Below are 24,589 nucleotides of genomic sequence, written 5' to 3' on the forward strand. Positions count from 1 at the left end.
TCGGAACGTACCCGAGCAGCGCGGTCAGCGGTGGTGGCGAATGCGTTGCCAGACGCTCGGCGGCACCAGGTCGCTGCTGGTCTTCAGTGCCGTCTTGGTCGGCTTGCCGGTGCCGGCCTGGATGGTGAGCTGGCCGTGTGCGGTCCCGGCGGCCATGCGCGTCGGCACGGCCGGTAGCTGCGCCTCGACCTTGACCTTCAGGCCGGGCCAACCGACCACTTCGAGCTTCTCCGCGGTACGCAGGGTGGTCCCGGTGCCGAGCGGTCCCCGGACGGTGGCGACGTCGCGGCCGGCCTCGACCAGCGTGTGCGGGGCGAGCGCCTTCGTGGTGGACCGCAACACGGTGCGGGTCACGGCGAACACCCGGTCGAGCTGTTCGGGGGTCTGGGCGCCGGGCTGGCCGAACACCGCGCCGACGACGGTGAGCTTGCGGCCGGCGACCGTGACCACCGCCGCGAAGACCAGGCAGCCGAGCGCCTCGTCCGTCGAGCCGGTCTTGATGCCGACGACGCCGTTGTGGCCGACGAGCTCGTTGTAGTTCTTGACCTCGCCGGCGACCGGGATGACCGCGGTCTTCTGTTTGACGATCTCCGCGAACGCCGGCAACGCCATCGCCTTGGTGGCCAGGATGACCTGGTCCTTGGCGGTGCTGACGGTGTCCGGGTCGAGTCCGGACGGGTCGGTGTAGTGGGTGTCGGTCATGCCGAGCTCTTCGGCGGCCGCGTTCATCTTGTCGACGAACGCGTCGACGCTGCCGGAGTCCCAGGCGGCCAGGATGCGGGCCATGTTGTTCGCCGACGGCAGCAGGACGGCCTGCAGCGCCTGCCGCACGGTGATCTCCTCGCCGGCCTCCACCTTGACGAGCGACTCGCCACGGGCCCGCTCGCCCGGGTACGCGGCGGCCTGCTCGGCGCTGACGGTCAGCGTCGGCCCCTGTTCGCCGGCCTTGAGGGGATGCTCGGTGAGGATGACGTAGGCGGTCATCACCTTCGTCACGCTCGCGATGGGGACCGGTTTGTTCCCGCCGAACGAGCCCAGCGTCCCGAGCCCGCTGACCGCGATCACCCCCTGGCCCGACTTCGGCCAGGGCAGCTTCGGCGTCTTGCCGGGGATCGTCAGCGACACGGGCATGGCCAGCTCGACCGTCGGACCCGGCAACGGATGTCGCAGCGGGGCGACCGTGAAGAGTCCGCCGCCGAGCACGACCGCGAGCGTCAGCAGGGAGCTGAACAGCAACCCTTTGCGGCGCCGGCGCGGTTGCGGCGGGTTCGGCGGGGCGGGTGTGGCTGATGGGATCCGACTGAACACAACGGTCGGTGCCTCGGTCGAACCATCCATCGCATTGCCCTTTCCCTGACGAACGGCGGCACGGTAGCAGGATCAGGCAATGCCGCGAGATCCCGAACCGTTGCACGATGCTGCCAGGGCCCTGTCCGGAAGCCATCCCGGGAATGTCACGAACCAGTAATAGCCGGCGGCGGTGCCCCGGGCGCGTTCCCGGGTCACCGCCGCCGCATTGTCAGTGGTCAGTTCGCCTTGGAGGTCGCCAAGGCGTCCGGCGCCTTGCCCTTCTCGACCCAGGTCACCAACGCGCCCAGCGGGTCGGTCGGTGCGGGGCCGGGCCCACCACCGCAATGCGCGACGCCCGGGAGCAGGAAGAGGCGGTAGAAGTCGTCGACGTTCGTGTGGCCCATGAACCGTTCGACCCGCTCGCGGTAGTCGACGCTGCCCTGCGTGGGAATGAGCTCATCGGCCTGGCCGTGCCAGCTCAGCAGCTTGCCGCCGGCGTTGCGGAATGCGTACAGGTTCGGGTCGTCGGTGCCGATGACGCTGTTGAACTCCCGCTGCGACTGCCGGAAGATCTGCGCGAACCGCTGGTAGGTCAGCTTTGTCGTGTCGAGCCCAGGGTCGCGCTCCACGAAATACCTGACCCAGTTGTCGGCGACGAAGAACGGCGTGCCCGCCTTAGCCAGCCAACCGAAGCTCGCGCCCTTGTTCGGGCCGTACCACAGCTTTTCGCCGTTCGGCGAGACCGGTCCTTCCCAGATCTTGTTGACGACGGCGGCGTCGGCGGGCGAGATGGTGATCTGGTGACCCTCGCAGAGGACCTTGGTGCCGACCAGGCGGCGGGCGTCCCAGTGGCAGTCCCGCGGGTTGTCGATGATCCCGTCCGCTACGCCGTCGAGGCTGTCACAGGCTTTGACTGCGGCGGTGTTGAACGCTTCCAGCTCGCACTGGGTCGGGTGGTTGTCCTCCTCGTTGAAGACCACCTGCGGCCAGAGGGTGGCGACGGCGAATCGGTCCCAGTTGGTCGCGGGCGCGCCGGCGAGGATGCCCTGGAAGTCCTTCGGGTATGCCTGCGCTTCCTCGAAGCCCTGGCGGCCGCCGGTCGAGCAGCCGTTCCAGTACGCGTAGCGCACCGGGCTGCCGTAGAACCTCATCGTCACGTCCTTGCCGACGACCGCCATGTCGTGCGCGGACCGCGAGGCGAAGTTCTCGAGCAGCGGCTTGTCGACCTTGCCGTCGGCGGTCAGGGCCCAGCCGCTGACGTCGACGGGTGACTGGCCGACACCCGCGTCGGTGGCCGCAGCCACGTAGCCGGCCTTGACCGCGGTGACCAGCGGGGCACCGAAGTCACCGGCGAGGTACGCGCTTCCGCCGGTGGCCTGGAACCGTCCGGTCCAGTCGCGCGGTTCCTGGGGCAGCGAGATCTTGACGTTGACGTGGTCTTTCGCACCGGGGTGGGTGAGCGTGACGGTGATGTCGCACCAGGCCGGAACGTCCGTGATCGGAGCCGGCTGGGGCAGCGGCGGAGCGGCCGGGAAGGTGACCGTCCCACCGGCATGTGCGACCGCCGTCACATGCTCCACCTTCGCGCCGGGCGGGGCGGAGACCCGAACTGGCGCACACCGCGTCGCGGCCCCGTTGTCGTGATGCCGGGCGACGGCGTCGGCCGCGACCGGCGTCAGCGCGGCGGACAGCGGCACGACCGCCGCCATCAGCATGATCAGTCGTTTCATGTGCTTCACGGTCCCGGAAGCGACGCCGCCTCCGCGCCAGGGAGATGCCCGGGCATGGTCCCTGGGGATACGGGTCCCACGGTGTAGCTTTGCCTGCCGGGGGGCAGAGGTGGGGGGTTTCGAGCTACGCGGTCGGCAGCGGGAGCGGGGTGTGCTGGACCGCCTCCTGCGTGAGGTCCGCGATGGCCGGAGCCGGGTGCTGGTGTTGCGTGGCGAGCCTGGCGTCGGCAAGACCGCGCTGCTCGAGGATCTGCTCGACCGCGCGGCGGCCTGCCGGATCACCCGCACCGCCGGCGTCGAACCGGAGTCCGAGCTCGCGTTCTCGGCACTGCAACAGGTGTGCGCGCCGCTGCTGGGTCACCTCGACCGGCTGCCCGAGCCGCAACGGGTCGCGCTCTCGACCGCTTTCGGTCTGACCCCCGGTGACCCGCCCGACGGCCTGCTCGTCGGCCTGGCTGTCCTTGGGCTGTTCGCGGAGGCCGCGTCGACCCAGCCGCTGGTCTGCGTCGTGGACGACGTCCAGTGGGTCGACCGGATGTCCGAGGTGATCTTCACCTTCGTGGCGCGCAGGTTGGACGCCGAGTCGGTCGCGATGGTGTTCGCGTCCCGCAGTCCGGGCGACGAGCAGTTGCTCGCTGGCCTTCCGGAGCTGCGCGTCGACGGACTGTCCGATGCGGACGCCCGGGCCCTGCTGGGATCGGTGCTCACCGGCCCGGTCGACGCCCAGGTCCGCGACCGGATCGTCGCCGAGACCCGGGGCAACCCGCTGGCCCTGCTCGAACTGCCCCGCGGCCTCACCCCGGCCCAGCTCGCGTTCGGATTCGGCGGGCCGACCACGACGTCCCTGGTCACCCAGGTCGAAGCGGGCTTCCAGCGACGGATAGCGGCATTGCCGACGCAGACCCGCCGGGTCCTGCTCACCGCCGCCGTCGAACCGGTCGGTGACGTGACCCTGCTGTGGCGGGCTCTGGGGCAGATGGGTATCGAGCCGGATGCCGTCGCGCCCGCGCAGGCCGCCGGGCTGATCGAGGTCGGCACCCGGGTCCGGTTCCGGCACCCGCTGGTGCGCTCGGCCGCGTGGCGGTGCGCCGAACCGGACGACCTGCGTGCGGTGCACCGGGCGCTGGGCGAGGCGACCGACGCGCAACGGGACCCGGACCGCAGGGCCTGGCACCGGGCGCACGCCGCGCTGGGACCCGACGAGCAGGTCGCCGGTGACCTGGAGTGCTCGGCCGACCGGGCCCGGGTTCGTGGGGGCCATGCCGCTGCGGCCGCCTTCCTCGAACGCGCGACCGAACTGACCGCGGACCCGGCCCGACGCGCGACGCTGGCCCTGGCCGCCGCGCACTCCCGGTTCGCCGCGGGAGCCCCGGCCCTGGTCCCGGATCTGCTGGCCGCGGCCGACCTGGGCCCCCTGGATGCGCGGCAACAGGCCGACGTGCAGCGCCTGCGGGCCAAGGCCGCGTTCGCGCTCAACCCTGGCCGTCAGGCAGGTCCGCCGTTGCTCGAAGCCGCCCGCCGCCTGGAAACGCTGGATCCCGTGGCTGCCCGGGCGACCTACCTCTCGGCGCTGGGCGCGGCCGTGCACTCCGGCCGCCTCGGCGACGGCGACCTGCGCCGGGCCGCCGAGGCCGCCCGCGCGCTCGCGCCCGGCCAGGACGCCCCGGGCCTGCTCCTGGCCGGTCTGACGGCATGGAGCCTGGACGGGTACGCGCGGTCGGTGCCGATCCTGAGCCGGGCGCTGGAGGCACTGACCGCGAACGAGGATCCGCACCTGCTGTGGCTGGCCGCACCGGTCGCGCACGAGGTGTGGCAGGACGCGGCCTGGCTCAGGCTCACCGAGCAGGCAGTCGCGTCCTCCCGGGGCACCGCGGCGCTGTCGGTGCTGCCCGTCGCGTTGGCGTTCCGCGCCGGCGCCCTGGTGCACGCGGGACGTTTCGCGGACGCGTCGGACCTGCTCGACGAGGCCGACGGGCTGGAACGCGCGACGGGCCTGGCGGCCGGCCCGTCGGCCGCGCTCGCCCTGGCTGCCTACCGCGGCCAGGAGCTTGCGGCACTGGAGTTGATCGAGGCCACGGTCAAGGACGCCGACGCCCGCGGCGAGGGCCGACTCCTCGGCATGGCCGGCTATGCCAAGGCGGCCCTGTGCAACGGGCTGTGCCACTATCCGACGGCGCTGTCGGCCGCGCGGCAGGCCGCCGAGTACGAAGATCTCGCCGTGTTCCACTGGACTCTCGGTGAGCTGGTCGAGGCGGCGGCGCGCGCCGGGGAGCCGGCGGCGGCCGCCGAGGCACGCGAGCGCCTCGGCGAGCGCACCGCGGCCGCGGGGACGAACTGGGCGCTCGGCGCCCAGGCGCTGGCCGACGCGCTCGCCGGCCCGGCACGGCAGGCGGAGGAGCGCTACCGCGAGGCCATCGAGCGGCTCTCCGCCACCGACCTCGCACTGCCGCTGGCCCGGGCGCGCCTGTTGTTCGGCGAATGGCTGCGCCGGCAGAACCGACTGGTCGACGCCCGCACGCACCTGCGGCCCGCCCACGACGCGTTCACCACGATGGGCGCGGAGGGCTTCGCCGACCGGGCCGGCCGGGAACTGGCCGCGACAGGAGAGACCGTCCGCGGGCGCACCGCGGGAGCACGCGACGATTTCACCCCCCAGGAGGCCCAGATCGCCCGCCTGGCCGGAGCGGGTCGCACCAACCCCGAGATCGGCGCCGCGATGTTCCTCAGCCCCCGCACCGTCGAATGGCACCTGCGCAAGATCTACATGAAGCTGGGCATCGGGTCACGCCGCGAGCTCGCCGCGGCGTTGCGCGAGCGCTAGGGGACCGGGGATCCTGCCAGGGTCTTTCCCTGGGGTCTACGGGCGGGTGGTCGAGAACAGTTGGACCCATGTCCAACCTGTTCCGCATCTACCTTGTCCGTGGCCTCGTCGCGATCGCCTGGGCGGTGGCGTTCTCGACCGCGCACGAGTCCCTTTCCGCCACGTCGGTCGTCCTGCTCGTCGCGTACCCGTTGATCGATGTCGTGGCCACCCTGCTCGATACCCGACAGACTTCGGGCAGCCCGGCGCGAACGTTGCAGGTGTTCAACACCGGGCTCAGCGCCGCGGCCGCCGTCGGCCTGGGCGTCGCCGCGATCAGTGGCATCGGGGCGGTCCTGGCCACGTTCGGCGTGTGGGCCGTCGTCTCCGGTGCGGCGCAGTTCACGGTCGCGCTGCGCCGCCGCGCCGAGCTGGGTCGGCAGTGGCCGTCGCTGACCGCCGGCGCCCTGTCCGTGATCGCGGGCGCGACCTATCTCGTGCAGGCCGCGGACGCGCATCCGAGCCTCCAGGCCCTGATCACCTACACCGCCGCCGGCGGCACGTTCTTCGTCCTGCAAGCGGCCGGGCTGGCCTGGCGGCAGCGTCGGATGCGCTCGCGGGCCCTGTCCGCGCGAAGCTGACCTCACCCTTCGGCGAGGATCTGGGACATCGTGTCGACGAACCGGTCCGGCTGCTCGAACATGGGCCGGTGGCCTGAAGTGTCGAAGACGAACAGCCGTTTGCGTGGTGCGTCGAGCAGTGCGTACCACTGCGCGAACGGCTCGGCCAGGCCGCGCATCTCGTGGGCGCCCTGGACGAAGTACGCGGGCACCGCCAGCCGCGGGACGTCCTCGCGCAGATCGACGCTCTGCATGGACGGGTACTGCGTATGCCAGGTGTCCATCATGGAGTTGAGTGTGTGGACGCGGGCCAGCAACGAGTACTCGGCGGCGTTGACGTCGTCGATCGAGCCGCCCGAGCCCTCGTACACCGCGCCGGTGTTGGCCACGATCGGTTCGTAGGAGTAGAAGTCCTGGTACGGCGGCGGGCCTCGGTCGACCAGCTTCTGCTCCAACCCCTCGTTCCGCGTGCTGCGCGCCCAGGCCAGGATGTCGTCGTAGCAGATGCGGTCGCTCTCCGGCAGGTCGACGGCCTGACCCGTGCCGATGTACGCCCGGTACAGCTCCGGGTGCCGGGCCGCGGCGAGGGCGCCGAGCAGTGAGCCGCCCGAGTGCGCCAGCAGGAAGATCCGGTCCTGGTGGAACCGGGTACGCAGGTAGTTGGTGACCGCGAGCGTGTCGGCCACGCCGGTCTCCGTGCTCACCGGCGGGCTCCCGTCGAGTGCACCGTAGGATCCGCCGCCGCCGCGCCGGTCGAGGGTGGCGACCACGAACTGCCGTTCGAGCCCGCCCAGGCGCCGCCGCATGGAACCCATCTCCATGGCGCCCGGCGACCCCGGCACGAAGAGCAGCACCGGCGCGGTCACGTCGTGTCCGCGGATCAGCACGCTCAGGTGGTACGCGCCGGCGTCGACGGTGGCGAGCTCCGCGACGCTGCCGGGCAGGCGACTGCCGTCCTCGCCCACGATCGGCGCGGTGCGGGCGGGAATCGCGACCGCCACCGCGACCAGTGCGACGACGGCAGCCAGGAGCGCGACGGCGGTGTGCCGCAGCCGCCCGGTGAGTCCCGCACCGTACGCGGCTCCGACGATCATCGGCAGCACCGTCAGCAGGCCGTGCACGCCCCGGCCGGCGACCAGCGCGACCAGGCCGAACGCGCTGAGGTGGGGAGCGTCGACCGACGGCCCGCTGACGGGCAGGCGGGTCAGTTCCACGGCGGCCATGAAGGCGACCGGCGCGACCAGCATCGCCCAGCGTGAGCGGGTCGCCCTCCCCACGACCACGCCGACGGCCGCGCTCAGCGCGATCGACCACAGCGCCTGCGCCGGCGTCAGCGGCCCGCGCGGCGTCCACAAGGCGGCACCGACACCCCAGCCGATGGGCGCCGCGAGGACGATCCAGGGGTTCATGCGTCTCATGGGTTCCGAGCATGGGTGGGCGCCGGCGCGGGCACATCGGACAGAGGATCTGGTCGGACCCACGACTTTGGTAGGGGGACGGCGTCGATCCCTGACCCGTACGCTCGGCGCATGTCCGGTCTGCTCTTCGAGTTGCTCGTGCCGGGCAGCCCCGGATCCGCGAGCCGGGACCGGCTCGCCGACGGGATCGCGATCGGCTGCGCGCTGGCGTACGGAGGCCTGATGGTCTCGATCGGCGACGCCACCCGGCCGGGTGCCCCCGTGCCGTTGCCGGTCGACGTCGCGATCGGTGTCGTCGCCGCCTTCGGCCTGCTGGCCCGGCGACGTCGGCCGGTCGCTGTCGCCGCCGCGGTCATCCCGTTGACGGCGGTGTCGGTGCTGGCCACCGGCGCGGCCGTCGTCGCGCTGTTCACGGTCGCCGTGCACCGCCGGGCCAGGATCGCGTTCCTGCTCGGCGCGGCGTACGTCGCCGTCGTGGCCGTGTACTTCGTGCTGCACGACCGGCCGAGCTTCCCGCTCTGGGTGGACCTGGTCGCCCGCGCCGGACCGGCCTCGGCGGCCATCGGATGGGGTCTGTTCGTCGGGTCGCTGCGGGAGCGGGCGGCGCGCGTCGAGGCCGACCAGCGGCTACGGGTCGAGCAGGCCCGGCTGACCGAACGCGCCCGCATCGCGCGGGAGATGCACGACGTGCTCGCGCATCGGTTGTCGCTGGTCAGCCTGCACGCCGGTGCGCTGGAGGTGCGCACCGACGCCCGCCCGGAGGAGATCGCCCTGGCGGCCGGCGCGATCCGCGGCAGTGTCCACGACGCCCTCCAGGAGCTGCGTACGGTCATCGGGGTCCTGCGTGAGGGCGCGGCGGGCCGGCCCGAGCCGCCGCAACCGGGCTTCGCCGACCTGCCCGAGCTGGTCGACGGCGCGCGGGCGACCGGGATGACGGTCGGCTACACCTGCCGCGTGCCGGAGCGCGGGCCGTCGGTGGTCCTTGGCCGCACGGTCTACCGGGTCGTCCAGGAGGGCCTGACGAACGCCCGCAAGCATGCGCCCGGCGAGCCGGTGGAGGTGCTGCTCGACTGTGCCGCCGATGCGGAACTGCGGGTGCGGATCACGAACCCCGCCGGTCCAGTTTCGCCGCCGGGCGGTGCGGGGATGGGCCTGATCGGGGTCGGCGAGCGGGTCGCGTTGGTCGGCGGCCGGGTCGAGCACGGCCCGTCCGCTGGCGGCTTCCGCCTCGAGGCGTGGCTGCCGTGGACGTGAGCCGCAGGCGTCCGGGTCCGATCCGGCTCGCGATCGTCGACGACGACCCGCTCGTGCGGACCGGTCTGCGGATCCTGATGGGCGGGTCACCGGACATCGCGCTGGTGGCGGAGGCCAAGGACGGCACGGAGGTCGACGCCATGGTCGACGCGCACTGGCCCGACGTCGTGCTGATGGACATCCGAATGCCCAAAGTAGACGGACTCGTCGCCACGCAACGGCTGCGGTCGCGGCCGTCGCCCCCACAGGTGATCGTCCTGACCACGTTCAACGCCGACGAGCACGTGCTGGACGCGCTGCGGGCCGGCGCGAGCGGCTTCCTGCTCAAGGACACGCCACCCCTGGAGATCATCGCCGCGGTCCGCACGGTCGCCGCCGGCTCGGCAACACTGTCGCCGGCAGTGATCCGCCAGCTCATCGACCACGTCGCCGACCCGATCGCCGGCCCACGCCGCGACGCCGCCAGGGCCCGGCTGGCCACGCTCACCGATCGCGAACGCGAGGTGGCGGTGGGGCTGAGCCGGGGCTGGTCGAACGCCGAGATCGGCACGGAGCTGTCGATGAGCGTACCCACGGTGAAGGGACACGTCTCCCGGCTGCTCGCCAAGCTCGACCTGAACAACCGGGTCCAGGTGGCGTTGCTGGTGCACGACGCCGAGCTTCTATAGCTCCGGGGCGGGGTGCAGGTCGCGGAGCGTGAACGCCTCGGGCGACGGGCCGTTGCGGCGCAGCAGATCCAGCCGTTTGCCGGCCTCGTCGATGGTCGGCAGGGTGTCGGCGGGGATCCACCACAGCACCAGGTGATGGTCGCCTAGCGGGACGAACCAGTCGCGCCGCCGGCGCATCGGCTCCAGGTGCGCGCTCCGGTAGAGGAAGGCGCGCAGCGACTCGACCGACTCCCACACGGTCAGGTTCACGATGACGTCGGCGGCGAAGGGCCGCAGCGCGGTCGCGTCGCCGGAGTCGTCCCGCAGGCGCCAGACGTAGCCGGGTGTGCGCTCGGCGAGGCCGTTGACCTCGGGCAGCAGGGCGACGAAATCGGCGAGCGCGGGACTGTCGATTGGGGAGCGCAGCCGGGCGATGTTCAGTTCCGCGAGGTGATGAACGGCCATGCGGCGAGCGTACCGTCTATGTCAACGCTCGTTGTTTTTAGAATCGATCACGACGCAGCACCCGGTCGGACCCGGATCGAGCCGCACGTGCCCGCCGACCAGCCCGTCGAGCAGCGCCAGGTTCATCCCACAGACCAGACCGGGGTGCGTCTCGGCGATGGCGTGGAACGGGCAGTTGCGCAGCCGGATCGTGCGATCGGCGTCTTCGAACGGCTCGTAGCCCAGCGCCTCCAGACTCGGGATGACCTCGCCGCCGGCGAGCTTCGCACCCTGCTCGCGGGCCGCCGCGTAGGCCGCCGGCTCGATGCCGGCCCGATCGACCGCACTGGCCAGCACGTCGGCCAGCAGCCGATAGTCGCGCGGCGGCAACGTCACCGCGTGCTCGGCGGCCGACCGGCGGTAGAGCTTGGCCGGCCGTCCCGCCCCGGGACCGCCGCTGCGCGCGGCGTTGGCGGTGTCCAGCAGCCCGGCCTCGGCGAGCTTGTCGAGATGGAACGCCGCGAGAGTACGGCCGATCCCGACGGCCTCGGCCACCTCGTTGCGGCTCACCGCCGCGGCCCGCGAGACGACGAACTCGTAGACCGCGCGGCGCACGGGCTCCCGCAGCGCTCCGATGGCCTCCAGCGACATGCCGTCGACGCTAACGTGCGGCCCTGATCGCCCGGACGCCGAGCGTCGCCGCGGCCACCGCACCGAGCAGGAGCAGGCCGAGGTACGGGTCGACGAGCTCGATGCGGCTCTCGGCGAGCTGGGTCGCGGGCGGCAGCGAAAGCGGGACGAGCGCGGGGATGAGCTCGGGCGCGCCGACGGTCGCGACGACGTCGACCAGCATGACGATGCCGAGCGACGAAACGGTCGCGGTCAACAGCCCGGCGAGCACCGCGGCGCGGTCGCCGTGACGGTGCTGGACGAGTGCGGCGGCACCGACTGAGCCGAGCGCGACCACCAGCACCGCGGGCCCGACGCCGGCAGGCACCGGCGGCGCGACGACCACCAGCAGCGCCGCGACGGCGATCGTGGCCAGCCCGGCGGCAGCGGCGGTGAGCAGCACCCGCCCGCCGGCCGCGCAGCGGGGGGACGTCACGGCGACGAACCCGAACAGGTAGGACGCGAGCAGCAACGCGAGGATCCAGCCGCCTTCGCGCAGTTTCCGGCCGGGGTCGCCGGACGACGCGATCCCGGCCGCGACGGCCGCGGTGGCACCGACCGCGACCAGGCAGCAGCCGAGCCGCACCAGCCGCGCCACCGTCCGTCCCTCACCGGTGTGCGGCCACAGGGGTCTGGTCACGGCGCAAACCTTAGCCACTTTGAGTGATCCAGGGAACGCCAACTGAGGTGTGTGTCAGGTAGTGAGCCGGTTGTGGTCGAGCCGTTTCCGGCCCATTCGGTCGACCACGGGAGGAAGCTGGAAATTGGCCTCGACCACACAAGGGGGAAGCCATGTACGCGCGTTCTTCCACTTTCATTGCCCGGACGTCGTCGATCGACCGTGGCGTCGCGTTTCTCGACGGTGAGTTGATGACCGACCTTCTCGACATCGACGGCTGTGTCGGGCTGTCTCTTCTGGTCGACCGGGACACCGGTCGCTGCGTGGCCACCTCCTCATGGGAGACCCAGAAGGCCATGCGGGCCAGCGAAGGGAAGGTGCCGGCACTGCGGAAGCGCATGGCGGACGCCTTCGGCGCGACGGACCTGACGAACGACGAGTGGGAGGTCGCGGTCATGCATCGCCTCCACCGTGCTCCCGTCGGCGCCTTCGCGCGCATCAGCCATCTGCGGGGTGCGCCGCGTTCCGACCAGCCGACTCAGATCTTCACGTCCAACCTGCCGATCTTCGAGGGGTTCTCCGGATTCTGCAGCGCGAGCCTGTTGCTGAATCGCGACTCCGGCCGGATCGTCTCGAACGTGATCTTCGATAGTGCCGAGGCGCTGGCCTCGGCCGGTGAGCGATCCACCCAGCTGCGCACCAAGGCCGCGAACACGATGGACGCTCAGATCATCGAGGTGGCCGAGTTCGAGCTCGCGCTCGCGCACCTGCGGGTGCCCGAACACGTCTAAGCGTCACCCGAACAGCGGACTTGGCACCGCGACGCGGTATCAGGCGGCCCCGCTCTCGTCTCCTGCTTTGTGAGCGACAAAGGAGCGAGAGAGATGAGCGCTGTCGACGGCGCCGCCCTGCGGCGTCTGCTGGTCTTCGCCGCAGCCCTGGCGGCGTTGCTCGCCTTGGCGGGCTCGGGGTCGTCGTCGCTGACCATCCAGGTGCTGTTCACGATCTTTGTCATCGCCGCGACGATCTGGGTGCGGGGTCAGTACCTCGACAGCCTCGACGACAGGCAGTGGCTGGTCACCTGGAAGATCGGGCTCGCGCTGGCGCTGGTCGGCGCCGCGATGATCCTCTCCTACGTGTTCTGGCCGATGCGCGGCGTGGCGCTGGCCGGCGCCATCGTCGTCTACTTCGTGGCCGGATCCGGGATCACCTGGCTGCGCCAGGGCATGAGGTCCGACAGCAGGCGCCTGATCCTGGGCCTGTCGTTCACGGGCGCGGGCGCCGTGCTGGCGATCGCCGGGCTGTCCCTGCTCGGCCGGTCCACCGGTCAGGTGGCGGTGTACGCGGAGCTAGCCTTCCTCGGCCTGGCCTTCTTCGCGCTGCTTCCCGTGGGTGTAGCCCTGCTGTCCGAGGTGGTCATCCGTCGGCTGTGCGCGTCGGGACACCGGCTGCGGCTATGGACGGGCCTCGGCGGAGGCGCGCTCCTGCTGGTCTCGGCCGGCCTGCTGTTCGCGTACACCCGATCGCCCTGGTTGCTCGGCGTGATCGTCGTCGCCGCGCTGTTGATGGTCGCGCTCGTGTCGACCACCCAGGCCGACGTCGCGTTCGTCCTGGGCGTCATCGCGCTGCTCGGTGTGACCCCGACGCCCGAAGACCTGCCGACCGCACTCGAACCTGACCGCACGGCCTCGTCGCTGCTGGTGGCCATCGGTGACTCGTACATGTCGGGGGAGGGCGCGTCGAGGTACTACGAGGGCACCGATGTCGGCGGCGACAACCAGTGCCGGCGTTCGCCGTCCGCCTGGGCGGCGATGGCGGGCCAGCAACCACCGTTCGGGAGGCTGGAGTTCCTCGCGTGCTCCGGGGCACGGACGTGGAACGTCCAGTCCGCCACCCGACCGGTGCGACCCGAGGCTCCCTTGCCCGCCGCGGCCACCGGTGAAGCGGCGACCCAACTCGACCTCCACACGCGGGACTACGCCGACGCCGCGTCCGCGCCGGCAATGGTGGTCGTCAGCGTCGGCGGCAACGACGCCGGCTTCTCGACGATCGGCCTGATGTGCCTTGCGCCCGGGAACTGCGGCGACCAGGCCCACCTGTGGACCGACTCGCTGCCGCAGGTCAAGCTCGCGCTGCGGGACACGTACCAGCACCTCAGCGACGTGTTCCCGCGTACGCCGGTCGTGGTCGTCCCGTACCCGGACCCGATCCACCTCACCGGCACGTGCGACGACGTCGCGCTGAGCATCGGCGAGCGCCGCTTCCTGCACGAGTACGTGACCGGCGGGCTCAACCGGGTCCTGGCGGAGACGGCGGCCGAGTTCGGCTTCTACTACCTCGCGGACATGGAATCAGCCCTGGAGACCGCTCACCTGCAACTGTGCGACGAGCTCAACGGCGGGCGGCCCGGCCTGCACTTCATCGGCGTGCGGTCCGTCGCCGGCGTCGCCGAGCAGCGCTTCAACCCGAAGAACTGGTCGCACAGCAGCCTGCACCCGAACGAGCGGGGCCACGCCGCGATGCTGCGCACCTTCCAGACCTGGCTGCCCGACCTGGACACCATGCCGATCCGCACCACGTCGGTGGGCCGGTACGACAGCAGGCGCGCCGCGCCCGCCGCCGTGCAGGGGGCACCGCAGTGTGACCTGCTCGACACCACGACGGCGGGTTGCCGCACGCAGGGCATGCGGTGGGCGAAGGGTCAGGTGCGCGAGACACTGTGGACGTACGGGTGGCTGAGCCTGTTCCCGCTCGCCGGGACCTGGGCGGCCGCGGTCGCGTTCTTCGCCTGGCAGCGCCGGAGGCTCGTCACGCAATCCGGGCGATGAGGGTCGCAAGGCCCGCCAGCCCCGGGGCCGCGAGGATCTCGCCGCCGATGCGCTCGGCCGCCTTGCGGTAGTCCGGTTGGGCCAGGACCGTCCGGACGGCGGTGCCGACCGCCTCCGACGTCGGGGTGTCGGTCTTGAGGTTGATGCCGACGCCCGACCAGGCCACGCGGGCGGTGACCTCGATCTTGTCCTCCGTGGTGCCGGCCACGACCAGCGGGACGCCGTGCCGGAGGGCGAAGTGCACCCCGCCGTAGCCGCCGTTGGTCACCATCACGTCGGTCAGCGGGAGCAGGAGGTCGTACGGCAGGTAGGAGGCGACCCGCACGTTGTCCGGCAGCGGTCCCTCGAGCGTCTCCGCGGGCCGGCCGCCCGTGCTGACGACCACGAGCACGTCGTCACCGGCCAGCGCGTCGATCGTCGGACGGATCAGCGCCGTGTGGTCCTGGTTGGCGATGGTGCCCTGGGTGACGTGTACGACCGGGCGACCGGAGGACAGCTCGCCCCACCACGGCGGCAGGGGCTGGTCGCCGGCGCCACCGCGGCTGACCGGGCCGACGAAGTGCACGAGGCCGTCGCGGTCCGGGCGCGGATACTCGAAGCCCGGCACCGTGAACTGGACCACCGCGTCCGTCCATGATGGCCAGTCCAGCACGAAGCCCGGCAGGCGATGGCCCGTCGCGGACTGGTGCACCCGCTGTGCGTAGCGCTGGACGCTCCCGAAGACGACCTTCTCCACCGCGACGTTGAGCATCCCGTTGCGCAGCCGACCGATCGGGCCGGGCATGGGATGCAGACCGAGCCCGAACGGCGCGGCGTGCCGGCTCTTCAGGCTCAGCGGGACGATCCCGAGGCAGACCAGCGTCGGCCGGCTGGCCCGGGGGCGTCGGGCCAGGGCCGCGGCGCCGATGAACAGCATCTCGGCCAGCACCGCGTCGGTGGGCTCGGCCGCGAGCGCCGCGTCGACGGCGGCGATCTGGTCGGGCATCGGGCGCAGGAACACCTCGCGCAGGTCGTACCGCAGCCGGTCGAGGCCCTGGTGGTTCGTGCGGTCCGGGAACTCCCGGTCCAGCGCGGTGTCGTCGAAGTCGGCGCCCGCCGGCAGCGGCAGGAACTCGGCGCCGGTGCCTTCGACGGCGGCGCGGTAGCGGGCGCCGGTCAGGAAACGCACCCGGTGGCCGGTCGCGACCAGGTGGCTCGCCACGCTGAGTAGCGGGGACACATGTCCGTGCACGGGGGCGCTGCAGAGCAGGACCGACGACATCGACGTTCTCCTCAGGTAACATTCGGTGTTGTCACGAAGGATTCACTACGGCCCGACTGGATTCAATTGAAATCCGAAACCCGACAGCCGCGCACCTACCGCTCACCGTTGCGCAGCCGGCAGGCCGCCGAGACCCGCGACCGGATCCTGGACGCGGCGGCCGCCCGCTTCGCCGCCGACGGCTACGGACGCACGACGCTGGCCGCGATCGCCGAGCAGGCCGGTGTTTCCGTGGAGACCGTCCAGGCCAACGGACCCAAGCGGGCGCTGCTCGTGGCGTCGTTCGAGCGGGCGTTCACCGGTGACGAGGGCGCACACCAGATCGCCGAGCGCGAGGTCGGCCAGCAGATCCTCGCCGCACCGGATCTGGCCACGATGCGCGCCGGCATCATCGGGTTCGTGGCCGCGGCCAACGAGCGGACGGCGGCGCTCTGGCGCGCGTACGCGTCGGCCGCGGACAGCGACCCCGAGGTGATGGCCACCCTCGACGACATGTACGCCCGACGCCGGACCGACCTCGCCGCCGCCGTTGCCGGCCTGGTCGCACGGGGCGCACCGATCGCCGACCCCGCCCGCGCGGCCGACGCGCTCTCCTTCCTCCTGTCGCCGGAGGGCTACGAGCAACTGGTGCTGCGTGCCGGCTGGTCGCGCGAGGCGTACGCGGCCTGGCTCGACGAAGCGGTCGCCGCGCTGCGCTGACCCTAAACCGGACAAAACTCCTCCCGCGCGGCTGTCACGAATCGGCTCGCCATCCGGTCCCTCTTGAAGAGGACTTGGTCATCCAGACCACGGAGGCGAGCGAATCATGATGGGGCTGGTGCAGGACGCGACCCTTGGCGACGCGTTGGCGGCGTTCGCCGTGGTCCGGCCACGGCTGTTCGGTATCGCCTACCGGATGCTGGGTAGCGTCGCGGACGCGGAGGACGTCGTCCACGACGCCTGGCTCCGGTGGCAACAGACCGATCGGGCGGCGGTACGGGATCCGGAAGGGTTCCTGATCACCACCACGGCCCGACTGGCGGTCAACGCGGCGACCTCGGCCCGCGCCCGGCGGGAGGTCTACTCCGGGCCGTGGCTGCCCGAGCCCGTCGACACCTCCACCGACCCGGTCGCCCGGGCCGAGCGCGACGAGTCGGTCGAGCTCGCGGTGCTGCTCCTGCTGGAACGCCTCAGCCCGGCCGAGCGGGCGGTGTACGTGCTGCGCGAGGCGTTCGACTATCCCTTCCGGCGCATCGGCGAGGTGCTCGACACCAGCGAGGCCAACGCGAGGCAGCTCGCCCGGCGCGCCCGCACACATTTGGACCAGGAGCGACACGATCCCGTGCCGCGCGCGGACCACGTGCGCCTCCTGCGGTCGTTCCTCGCCGCCGCGCGGGCCGGCGACCTCCATCAGCTCGAGGACCTGCTGGCCGACTCTGCGGTGTCCTATGCCGACGGTGGCGGCACCGTCCGGGCGGCTCCCATGCCGATCGTCGGACGCGAGAACGTCGCGCGGTACATCGTGGGGCTGATGGCCAAGTTCGGACGTGACCTCGAACTCGAGATCGTCGAGGCCAACGGCGGACCCGCGGTTCTCGCCTCCCGCGACGGCGCGGCGGTCGCGCTGTTCACGCTCGACGCCTCGGCCGCCGGGATCGAGCAGATCCAGATAGTCCTCAATCCCACCAAGCTCGGCCAGTTCAAGCCGACCGTTCATGGAAAGTCAGATCAAACATGAAAATGGGCAACAACGAGATCGAGGTCCTGGACACCGCGTCGCCGCCCGCGCTGCCGGCCGGCTCGCACGTGATGACCGCGACGATCGCACTGCCGCCGGGCGACCCCGGTTCGCCGCCGCACCGCCATTCGGGTCCGGTGTTCGGCTACATGCTCGAAGGCGAGATGATCTTCGAGCTGGAGGGTGAGCCCGAACGCGTGATCAAGGCCGGAGAGGCGTTCTGGGAGCCGGGCGGGGACGTCATCCACTACCAGGCCGCCAACAACCTGGCCGACCGGCCGAGCAAGTTCGTCGTCGTCATGGTGTGCGCGCCCGACCAGCAGATGCTGGTGCTGGTCAGCCCAGAAGAGCTCGACGCGCGCAAGGACCGCCGAGCCCCGCGACCGGGAGCCTGATCATGCGAATTCTGCTCGCCGGTTCCACCGGCGTCATCGGCCGCCGGCTCGCGGCGTTGCTGACCGCGCGTGGGCACGAGGTCATCGGACTGGCCCGCAACGGCCCGGTCCCCGTCGACGTGCTCGACCGCGACGCCGTGATCTCCGCTGTCCGCGCCGCCCGACCCGACGTGGTGATGCACCAGCTCACCACACTGAGCACGGGCGATCTCGCGGCCAACGCCCGGCTGCGCCGGATCGGGACCCGCAACCTGGTCGACGCCGCGCTCGCCGCCGACGTACGCCGCATCGTGGCGCAGAGCATCGCGTGGGGCTACGCCGCCGGCGACGAGCCCGCGACCGAAGAGACCCCGCTCGACGTCGACGCCCCCGACCCGCGGCATACCAGTGTTGGCGGCGTCACCGCGCTCGAGTCGGCCGTCGCGGAGCTGCCCGAGTGGGTCGTGCTGCGCTACGGCACGCTCTACGGGCCGCAGACCTGGTACGCCCGCGGCGGCCGGATGGCCGAGCTTGCCGCCGCGGGCGCGATCCCCGCCGACGCCAACGTGAGCAGCCTGCTGCACGTCGACGACGCCGTCGTCGCGGCGGCCGCCGCGCTGCGGTGGCCTACCGGCGTGGTCAACGTCTGCGACGACGAACCCGCCCCGGCCGCGCAGTGGGTCCCCGAGTTCTGCGCGGCGGTGGGTGCGCCGCCGCCCCCGGTCGGCGCCGGCGAGCGCAACTGCTGGGCCCGCGGGGCGAGCAACCGCTACGCCCGCGAAGACCTCGGCTGGTTCCCGGCCTATCCGTCCTGGCGAGCGGGCTTCGCCACCCTGTAGCGAGGAGGAGTCATGGCAGACCGACTGGCCGCGATGAGCGACGACTACGGCCGCTTCGGGATCTCGCCCGAGGTGGTGGAGGAGTGGGAGGACGGCGCTCGCACCGACGGCAGCGCCGGGTCGTACGAGTGGTGGTACTTCGACGCCCACCTCGACGACGGTGCCAAGGTCGTCGTTGTCTTCATGAACAAGGACCTCGGCGCGGCCACCGCCCCGCTGTCACCGCAACTGCGGCTCAACCTGGAACTGCCCGATGGCACGGCGTACGACCACGCGGTCGCCATCCCGGCGGGGCAGTGGTCGGCCGCGAGCGGGCGCACGGACGTGCGGATGGGGCCGGGCAACCGGTTCGCGGGCGACAACCTGCGCGAGTACCGCATAGAGGCGACCGTGGGCGACGTCCGCGTCGACCTCACGCTGACCTCGCAGGTGCCACCGTGGCGTCCGGCCACCGGGCACATGCTCTTCGGCCCGGACGACCTCCAGTTCAACTGGTTGCCCGCCGTGCCGCAGGGAGCCGTGCGCGGCTCGTACACGGTCGGTGGGGCGCGGCACGAGACCACCGGTGTCGGCTACCACGACCACAACTGGGGCACGATCGGCCTCCAGAAGATCATCCACGACTGGTACTGGGGGCGCGGGCAGGCCGGGCCGTACACGGTGATCGCGTCCTTCATCACCAGCGTCGAGAAGTACGACTTCGCCGAGATCCCCATCTTCATGCTGGCCCGCGACGGACGCATCATCGGCGACGACCCGGCGAAGATGTCGTTCGAGCGGCAGGGCGTCTACACCGACCCGAAGACCGGCAAGCCCGTCGCCGGAGTGGTTCGATACACCTATGTGGATGGTGACGACACCTACGTGGTGACCTTCGACCGCGGACGGGACCTGGTCCGTAACCCGCTGACCAAGGACCTGCCCTGGCTCAAGCGGGCCGCGGCCCGGCTGGTCCGGTTCGACGGCGCCTACCTGCGCTTCGCTGGTGAACTCACGATCGAGCACCGTTGCCGCGAAGAGACGGTCGATCAGTTCACGGAGGAAGCGATCTGGGAGCTCATGTACTTCGGGCACGCCCGCCCCGCCTAGATCAGCGGCGGTTGGCCTCGCGGTAGTCGGCCAGGCTGACGGTCACGTCCTCGTCGTCCGGGCCGAGGTGGCGCCGCTGGTCGTCGATCAGGTCCGCGAGCAGCAGCGCCGCCTCGCGCGTGCTGCCGCCGCGCGCGAGGTATACGGCGTGCAGGTGGCGGGAGCGAAACGTCTCACGGTGGTATTCGCCGATGACCCGCTCGCGTGCGGTGATCGCCTCGGACAGCAGCGCCACGGCGCCGAAGAGGTCACCGGTCTCGCCGGTCCACCGGGCGATGTCGTGGCCGGCGGCCAGGGTCAGCGGATCGTCCACTCCGGACAGCAGGACGAGTGTGTTGCGTACCCGCTTCAGTTTTTCGATCGCCAGTGTCGGATTGCCGGCCTGCCCGTACCATCTGGCGCTCGCCCATTCGCTGGCGGTCGTGTCGCGATGCGAGGCGCCCAGCCGCACGGCGCGGGACCGCGCGTTCGCTGCGAGAGCTTCCGCCACCTCGAGCGCGCTCATGCCATCCTGCCGACCCAGGATCCGCCACCGTTCGAACTCGGTCGCCAAGGTTTCGGGATGGTGACTGCCGATCGTGGCCGACTGGATCCGTTGGATGTCGGCGAGCTCATCCGTCACGTCCGCGCCGCTCCCGCGATCGCGACACAATGCCAGGACACGTCGGGTGACCAGCGTGTCCGGGTGGTCCGCGCCCAGCACCTCGGACTGGACGGCCACGACTTCGGACAGGTCGGTCTCGACCGGCCGCAGATCGCCGGCCCGCGGTGCCGCGCAGGACCAACGGCCGTGAAGCTGACGGGCGAGCAGGGCATCCGGATGCCGTGGGCCCGCTGCCTCGGTCAGCTCAGCGACACGAACGGCAAGACCGGTGGCCGCCGCTTCGGTGTCCCCGGCGATACCCGTCCAGTGGTCCAGGTCCCGGGTCAGCAGGAGCGTCCAAGGATGGTGCTGGCGGTGCTGGCGAGCGGTGGCGTCGACGTACGCGGTCAACGCTGTGCACGCGTCCCGCGCGAGACCAAGGTCCGCTTCGTACGCCCAGATTGCGTGCTCCGACGCGATAGCTGAGGCGAGCAGGTCTCCGGATCGGGGCAACTGGCTCGCCAGTTGGGAGGCCAACTCGTATGCCCGCTGAGGGAAACCGGATCTGCCGGTCCATCGGACCAGCCCCAGCTCACTCGCCGCGGTGTCGGGGTGGTGTTGGCCGAGGACCGCCCGTCGACGCTCGGCGACCTCGGTCATCGCCTCGGCTGCGGCCAGGGCACCGCCGGCCCGCCCTGCCCACAGCGCGTGTTGATGACGCACGCTGAGCGTCGCCGGGTCGTCCTCGCCCAGCCGGCCGGCCCGCTCGGTAGCCATGGTGGCCAACCTTTCAGCGGCCGTGGCGGGATCACCGGCGAATCCGGTCCAGACGGCCCACTGGAATCTGGCGTCGTCGGCTGCTTTCGTGTCGGCCAGGCCGGCAGCCGCGAAAGCGTCGAGGATCTCGCCGAACATCGCGGCGGCGCGCGTCAGTTGGCCCTGGGCTCCAACTTCGTTGGCCAAGGCGACCCGGCGTGCCAGCGTTTCCGGGTGGTGCGGGCCGAGTGGTTCGATGATCGTCTCGCGATAGGCACGGTTGCGGGCGAGCGCCAGGTCGGCGCCAGAGTCCGTGCCGCTTCGGTGGGGCGGCGGCAGACCGCGCCGGCGGTGCGCCGTCCGCAACGCCGTGAAAAGCGAGTCGAGCGTCAACAGTGGAGTCGCGCCGTCGATGCCCTCGCGGAGCAGGCGAATCAGCTCGCCGGTGAAGGCCGTGTGAGGCTCCTCCGGAGGTGCGTGGGCGATCTCGGTGCGGCTGGTCGACGTGAGGATGTAGGTGCCCGCGATGTCGAACTGCGCGGTGAGCGCCTCGTCGCCGCCGTCCAAGGCGTCTATCGCGCGACCGGAATAGCAACAATCCATGATCAGCACCCGGGTCGCGGCCCGGGACGACAGGATCTGCCTGCGCAGCACGGTCCACGGCAGCGCGGTGAACCAGGGCAGGTTCGGTCGCGTGCCGGGCAGGGCCAGCATCAGCTCGCCCGTCTCGTCGACGAGGCCGTGGCCGACGAAGTAGATCAGCAGGACGTCGTCCGCGGCCTCAACCGCCTCCTGCAGTGCCACACCGACCGCGGCCAGGTCGTCGGGATCGGTCAGGATGCGGCAGTTGTCCGGCGTGAAGCCGCCTGCGTCCTGATCGGTGAGGGCGCTCGCCAGATCGGCCAGGTTGGTCTTGGCAGCCGGCACCGGCGTCAAGCCCGACTCCGGGGGATAGTCGGCCACGCCGATCAGCACCGCCTGCGAGACCGCCGCGTTGGGTAGCCTCATCGCCGACTCATGAGCAACTGGGCGGCTTCCGTCACGCCGTTGGACAGTGTGGGAAACACCGAGAACGTGCGGGCGACCTGGTCGACGGTCAACCGGGCCGCGATCGCCATGCTGATCGAGGTGATCAGCTCGCTGGCCCGCCGGGCGACGATGACGCCACCGACGACCGTGCCCTCGCGCTTGTCGCAGATGAGCTTGATGAAACCTTCGTCAACCTGCTGGATCTTCGCGCTCGCGTTGCCGCCCAGCGGCAACACCACCAGGCTGCGCTCCTTGAACCCCGGGTCCGCGTACGTCTCACCGACGTACGCGATCTCCGGCGAGGTCTGGACCGCGCGCGGCAGATGGGCGAGCCGCAGTGGTGTCGTCGGTGCGCTCAGCGCGTGGCGGACCGCGATCTGACCCTGGATCGCCGCGACGTTGGCCAGCGCGGGGGCGGTGCTGCACGAGCCCGCGGCGTAGATCCCGCGCGCGGTGGTCTGCGCGAATCCGTCCACCTTGATGTGTCCCGAGGCTGTCAGCTCGACCCGCGCCGCGCTGAGCCCAAGACCGCGCGCGTTGGCGACCAGACCCGCCGCGACCAGGACGCGGTCGCCGTCGACCTCGGTGCCGTCGGCGAGCACCACGCGCGCACCGTGCTCGCCCGCCACGACCCGCTCCATCGGGGTGCCCTGCACGATCGTCAGGCCGCGGGCGTGCAGGGTGTCCTCGATCAGCCGAACGGCATCGGGGTCGATACCGGGCAAGATCCGGTCATTCGCGATCAGCGTCACCTGTACGCCCATGGCCAGGTACGCGTGCGCGAGCTCGACGCCCGAGACGCCGGCGCCGACCACGACCAGGTGGTTCGGCAGCTCGGGCAGGTCGTAGAGGTCGCGATAGGTCAGGATCCGCTCGCCGTCCGGCTCGGCCATCGGCAACACCCGGGGCCGGGAACCGGTGGCGACCAGGATGACATCGGCCGGGAACTGTTCGTCATCATCCGTCACCACGGCATGACTCGTCTCGCCGCGGACGATCTTGGCCCGACCGTTGACCACCCTGACGTTCGCCTTGTGGAGAACCGTCGACATGTCGGCGGACTGGGCGCCGGCCAGGAGCTTGACACGAGAGTGCAATGCCGCCGCGTCGACGGTGACGTCCAGCCCTCCGCTGTGCACACCGTGCGCCTCAGTGTCCCGATATCCGGAAACCACCTCCGCCGACGCCAGCAGCGTCCGCGACGGCACGCAGTCCGCCAACGTTGTCGCGCCGCCGACGGCGTCCATCTCCACCACGGTCACGTCCGCGCCGAGCTGCGCCCCCACCAGCGCGCCCTGGTAGCCGGCGAGTCCGCCGCCCAGGATGACCAGCCGGGTCATGCGGGATCGGAGTCAGGACCGCCGTCGGGTGAAGGCGCGGAGAGCGCCCGGCTCAACCGCTCGGCCTCGATCGCGAGCGCCGAGGCGTCGACCGGTCGCAGCCGCTTCGCCGAGATCTCACAGGTCGCCCCGGACTCCGCGGTGACCTTGATGGTGACATCGGAGTGCCGGTTGCGGAGCCACGTCACCAGCGCCACGGTGAACGCCCCGAGGCCACCGGGCCCGACGATCACGGCGATGTCGGTGATCGTGCCGAGCTGCCCTTCCACCGGCGCCCTATGCCGCAGCGTGACACGGCCACGCAGGCTCTCGACATCGGCGAGCCAGGATCTGGCGCTCAGCAGGTCGTCGGGGTCTCCGTCAGCGAGCGCGATGAGGTACACGCTTCCCAAGATGCCGGGTGTGCGGTCCGGCCGCGTCCCCCGTACGGATGGTGTCACCAGATCACGACCGCCAGCGCGCCGCTGGCAACCACGGTGGCCGCCCAGGCGACCGAGAGTCGCAACGCCGGAGGCGCGGAGGCGACCGGCGGCGTCACCGGCGGTGCGGCGGGGGCGACGGCGGCATCGAGGGGAATGTTGCGATGCCAGAAGAGTGCGAGCCGCTGCCAGAGCTCGGGCGTCTCCGAATCGGTGTTTCCGATCTGGCGGAGCAGGTCGCGTCGATAGAGGTCGAAGGTCGTGGCGGTGTAGACGGCGTACGTCCGGGCGTTGGCGACCGCCGCCCGATACGCCGTCCACGCCGCGGCGGCCGGTGTCCAGTACCAGGCCAGGACCAGCCACCAGGGTGCGTCGGTGGCCACCAGGAAGACCGCCGCGGCGATGCCGAGGGCGCCCGACAGCACGGCGAGGGTCAGGTGGAAGGTGATCGCCGCGCGGGTGGCGGCGAGCAGGGCCGCCCAGGGCTCGGGCACGACGGCGTACAGCCTGGGCCAGGTCACCGCTGGGTCGATGCCGTACCGACTCGTGGGGTAGCGGTCGGCGCCGCGGAGCACGGTGCCCAGCACGGTGGGCCGGAACCACCGCCAGCCCCCTCGCGCGAACCTGAGGACGGCCGGAGCGGACGCGCTCAGCACCGCCGCCACGACGACGCCACTGACCAGGAAGCCGGTGGTGAGCACGGCTTTGGCACTCCCACTCTGCCGGTCCCAGACCACCAGCGTCTCGGCCAGGCCGTATCGGGTCATGGGTACGACCAGGAGCAGGCTCAGGAACGCCAGCGCGGGCAGGAGGGCGTTGACGACGAAGCGCCGGTCGAACGCGCCGGTAAGGGTTTCCAGCAA

The 24,589-nt window shown here is 71.6% G+C and carries 22 protein-coding genes; 11 read left to right on the forward strand and 11 right to left on the reverse strand.

All coding sequences use genetic code 11. The features are described 5' to 3' along the window. Positions 1-24: 24 nt before the first annotated feature. Positions 25-1,338 (reverse strand): D-alanyl-D-alanine carboxypeptidase family protein, encoded by a 1,314-nt coding sequence (locus BLV39_RS24285; protein WP_090797878.1) that lies wholly within the window; start codon positions 1,336-1,338, stop codon positions 25-27. Positions 1,339-1,526: 188 nt separating this feature from the next. Then, positions 1,527-3,020: a tannase/feruloyl esterase family alpha/beta hydrolase gene (locus tag BLV39_RS24290; protein ID WP_204082655.1), complete on the reverse strand. Its 1,494-nt coding sequence runs from the start codon at positions 3,018-3,020 to the stop codon at positions 1,527-1,529. 109 nt (positions 3,021-3,129) lie between these two features. Between BLV39_RS24290 and BLV39_RS24295 the strand changes: the two genes are divergently transcribed. Further along, positions 3,130-5,841, forward strand: coding sequence for a helix-turn-helix transcriptional regulator (locus tag BLV39_RS24295; RefSeq protein ID WP_275414243.1), 2,712 nt, complete (start codon positions 3,130-3,132; stop codon positions 5,839-5,841). Between the two features lie 68 nt (positions 5,842-5,909). After that, positions 5,910-6,461 (forward strand): hypothetical protein, encoded by a 552-nt coding sequence (locus BLV39_RS24300; RefSeq protein ID WP_090797884.1) that lies wholly within the window; start codon positions 5,910-5,912, stop codon positions 6,459-6,461. A 2-nt stretch (positions 6,462-6,463) separates the two neighbouring features. On the opposite strand, the gene BLV39_RS24305 is transcribed toward BLV39_RS24300, so the two are convergent. Beyond that, a complete protein-coding gene (locus BLV39_RS24305) occupies positions 6,464-7,858 on the reverse strand; it encodes an alpha/beta fold hydrolase (RefSeq protein WP_239083499.1) in 1,395 nt (464 codons plus the stop codon). Positions 7,859-7,969: 111 nt separating this feature from the next. Here BLV39_RS24305 and BLV39_RS24310 point away from each other — a divergent pair, with 111 nt between their 5' ends. Beyond that, positions 7,970-9,112, forward strand: a complete 1,143-nt coding sequence (locus BLV39_RS24310) for a sensor histidine kinase (RefSeq protein ID WP_239083498.1) — start codon at positions 7,970-7,972, stop codon at positions 9,110-9,112. Then, positions 9,103-9,780: a response regulator transcription factor gene (locus BLV39_RS24315; protein ID WP_425304722.1), complete on the forward strand. Its 678-nt coding sequence runs from the start codon at positions 9,103-9,105 to the stop codon at positions 9,778-9,780. Before BLV39_RS24310 ends, BLV39_RS24315 begins: the two co-directional genes overlap by 10 nt. Here the strand turns inward: BLV39_RS24315 and BLV39_RS24320 are convergent. Genes BLV39_RS24320 through BLV39_RS24330 form a run of 3 tightly spaced genes read right to left on the reverse strand, consistent with a single transcriptional unit; the run spans position 9,775 to position 11,512 of the window. Beyond that, positions 9,775-10,224 carry a DUF3291 domain-containing protein gene (locus BLV39_RS24320; RefSeq protein WP_090797890.1) on the reverse strand — a complete coding sequence of 150 codons (450 nt, stop codon included), beginning with the start codon at positions 10,222-10,224 and terminating at the stop codon, positions 9,775-9,777. The two genes, BLV39_RS24315 and BLV39_RS24320, sit on opposite strands and share 6 nt — an antisense overlap. A 21-nt stretch (positions 10,225-10,245) precedes the next feature. Next, positions 10,246-10,854 (reverse strand): helix-turn-helix transcriptional regulator, encoded by a 609-nt coding sequence (locus BLV39_RS24325; protein ID WP_090797892.1) that lies wholly within the window; start codon positions 10,852-10,854, stop codon positions 10,246-10,248. 10 nt (positions 10,855-10,864) lie between these two features. Next, positions 10,865-11,512 (reverse strand): hypothetical protein, encoded by a 648-nt coding sequence (locus tag BLV39_RS24330; protein ID WP_090797895.1) that lies wholly within the window; start codon positions 11,510-11,512, stop codon positions 10,865-10,867. A gap of 230 nt (positions 11,513-11,742) precedes the next feature. Here BLV39_RS24330 and BLV39_RS24335 point away from each other — a divergent pair, with 230 nt between their 5' ends. Together BLV39_RS24335 and BLV39_RS24340 are read left to right on the forward strand one after the other, a co-directional pair. Continuing rightward, positions 11,743-12,282: a hypothetical protein gene (locus BLV39_RS24335; protein WP_204082654.1), complete on the forward strand. Its 540-nt coding sequence runs from the start codon at positions 11,743-11,745 to the stop codon at positions 12,280-12,282. A gap of 93 nt (positions 12,283-12,375) precedes the next feature. Then, a complete protein-coding gene (locus tag BLV39_RS24340; protein ID WP_090797899.1) occupies positions 12,376-14,319 on the forward strand; it encodes a GDSL-type esterase/lipase family protein in 1,944 nt (647 codons plus the stop codon). On the opposite strand, the gene BLV39_RS24345 is transcribed toward BLV39_RS24340, so the two are convergent. Beyond that, entirely contained in the window at positions 14,300-15,580 is a 1,281-nt protein-coding gene (locus BLV39_RS24345; RefSeq protein ID WP_090797902.1) for a glycosyltransferase, read from the reverse strand. The two genes, BLV39_RS24340 and BLV39_RS24345, sit on opposite strands and share 20 nt — an antisense overlap. Before the next feature lie 108 nt (positions 15,581-15,688). Here BLV39_RS24345 and BLV39_RS24350 point away from each other — a divergent pair, with 108 nt between their 5' ends. The 5 genes from BLV39_RS24350 to BLV39_RS24370 all read left to right on the forward strand — a co-directional run bounded on the left by BLV39_RS24350 (position 15,689) and on the right by BLV39_RS24370 (position 19,599). Next, complete coding sequence (locus BLV39_RS24350) at positions 15,689-16,279, forward strand: TetR/AcrR family transcriptional regulator (RefSeq protein WP_176985062.1); 591 nt, start codon at positions 15,689-15,691, stop codon at positions 16,277-16,279. Between the two features lie 118 nt (positions 16,280-16,397). After that, positions 16,398-17,297 (forward strand): RNA polymerase sigma-70 factor, encoded by a 900-nt coding sequence (locus BLV39_RS24355; RefSeq protein ID WP_373315228.1) that lies wholly within the window; start codon positions 16,398-16,400, stop codon positions 17,295-17,297. A 2-nt stretch (positions 17,298-17,299) separates the two neighbouring features. Then, complete coding sequence (locus BLV39_RS24360) at positions 17,300-17,692, forward strand: cupin domain-containing protein (RefSeq protein ID WP_204082653.1); 393 nt, start codon at positions 17,300-17,302, stop codon at positions 17,690-17,692. A 2-nt stretch (positions 17,693-17,694) separates the two neighbouring features. Continuing rightward, positions 17,695-18,510 carry an NAD-dependent epimerase/dehydratase family protein gene (locus tag BLV39_RS24365; protein WP_090797912.1) on the forward strand — a complete coding sequence of 272 codons (816 nt, stop codon included), beginning with the start codon at positions 17,695-17,697 and terminating at the stop codon, positions 18,508-18,510. A gap of 12 nt (positions 18,511-18,522) precedes the next feature. Next, positions 18,523-19,599, forward strand: a complete 1,077-nt coding sequence (locus BLV39_RS24370; RefSeq protein ID WP_090797914.1) for a lipocalin-like domain-containing protein — start codon at positions 18,523-18,525, stop codon at positions 19,597-19,599. A 1-nt stretch (position 19,600) separates the two neighbouring features. Here BLV39_RS24370 and BLV39_RS24375 read toward each other — a convergent pair whose 3' ends face one another. From BLV39_RS24375 to BLV39_RS24390, 4 genes are read right to left on the reverse strand one after another with little or no spacing between them, the layout of a single operon-like run. After that, complete coding sequence (locus tag BLV39_RS24375; RefSeq protein WP_090797917.1) at positions 19,601-21,946, reverse strand: caspase, EACC1-associated type; 2,346 nt, start codon at positions 21,944-21,946, stop codon at positions 19,601-19,603. Continuing rightward, complete coding sequence (locus tag BLV39_RS24380) at positions 21,943-23,307, reverse strand: NAD(P)H-quinone dehydrogenase (RefSeq protein ID WP_090797920.1); 1,365 nt, start codon at positions 23,305-23,307, stop codon at positions 21,943-21,945. Before BLV39_RS24380 ends, BLV39_RS24375 begins: the two co-directional genes overlap by 4 nt. Continuing rightward, a complete protein-coding gene (locus tag BLV39_RS24385) occupies positions 23,304-23,690 on the reverse strand; it encodes an effector-associated constant component EACC1 (protein WP_090797923.1) in 387 nt (128 codons plus the stop codon). The genes BLV39_RS24380 and BLV39_RS24385 overlap by 4 nt, the downstream gene beginning before the upstream one ends. A gap of 53 nt (positions 23,691-23,743) precedes the next feature. Beyond that, complete coding sequence (locus tag BLV39_RS24390) at positions 23,744-24,589, reverse strand: hypothetical protein (protein ID WP_090797926.1); 846 nt, start codon at positions 24,587-24,589, stop codon at positions 23,744-23,746.

Source organism: Asanoa ishikariensis, assembly GCF_900107455.1.
In the GTDB taxonomy this organism is placed as follows: domain Bacteria; phylum Actinomycetota; class Actinomycetes; order Mycobacteriales; family Micromonosporaceae; genus Asanoa; species Asanoa ishikariensis.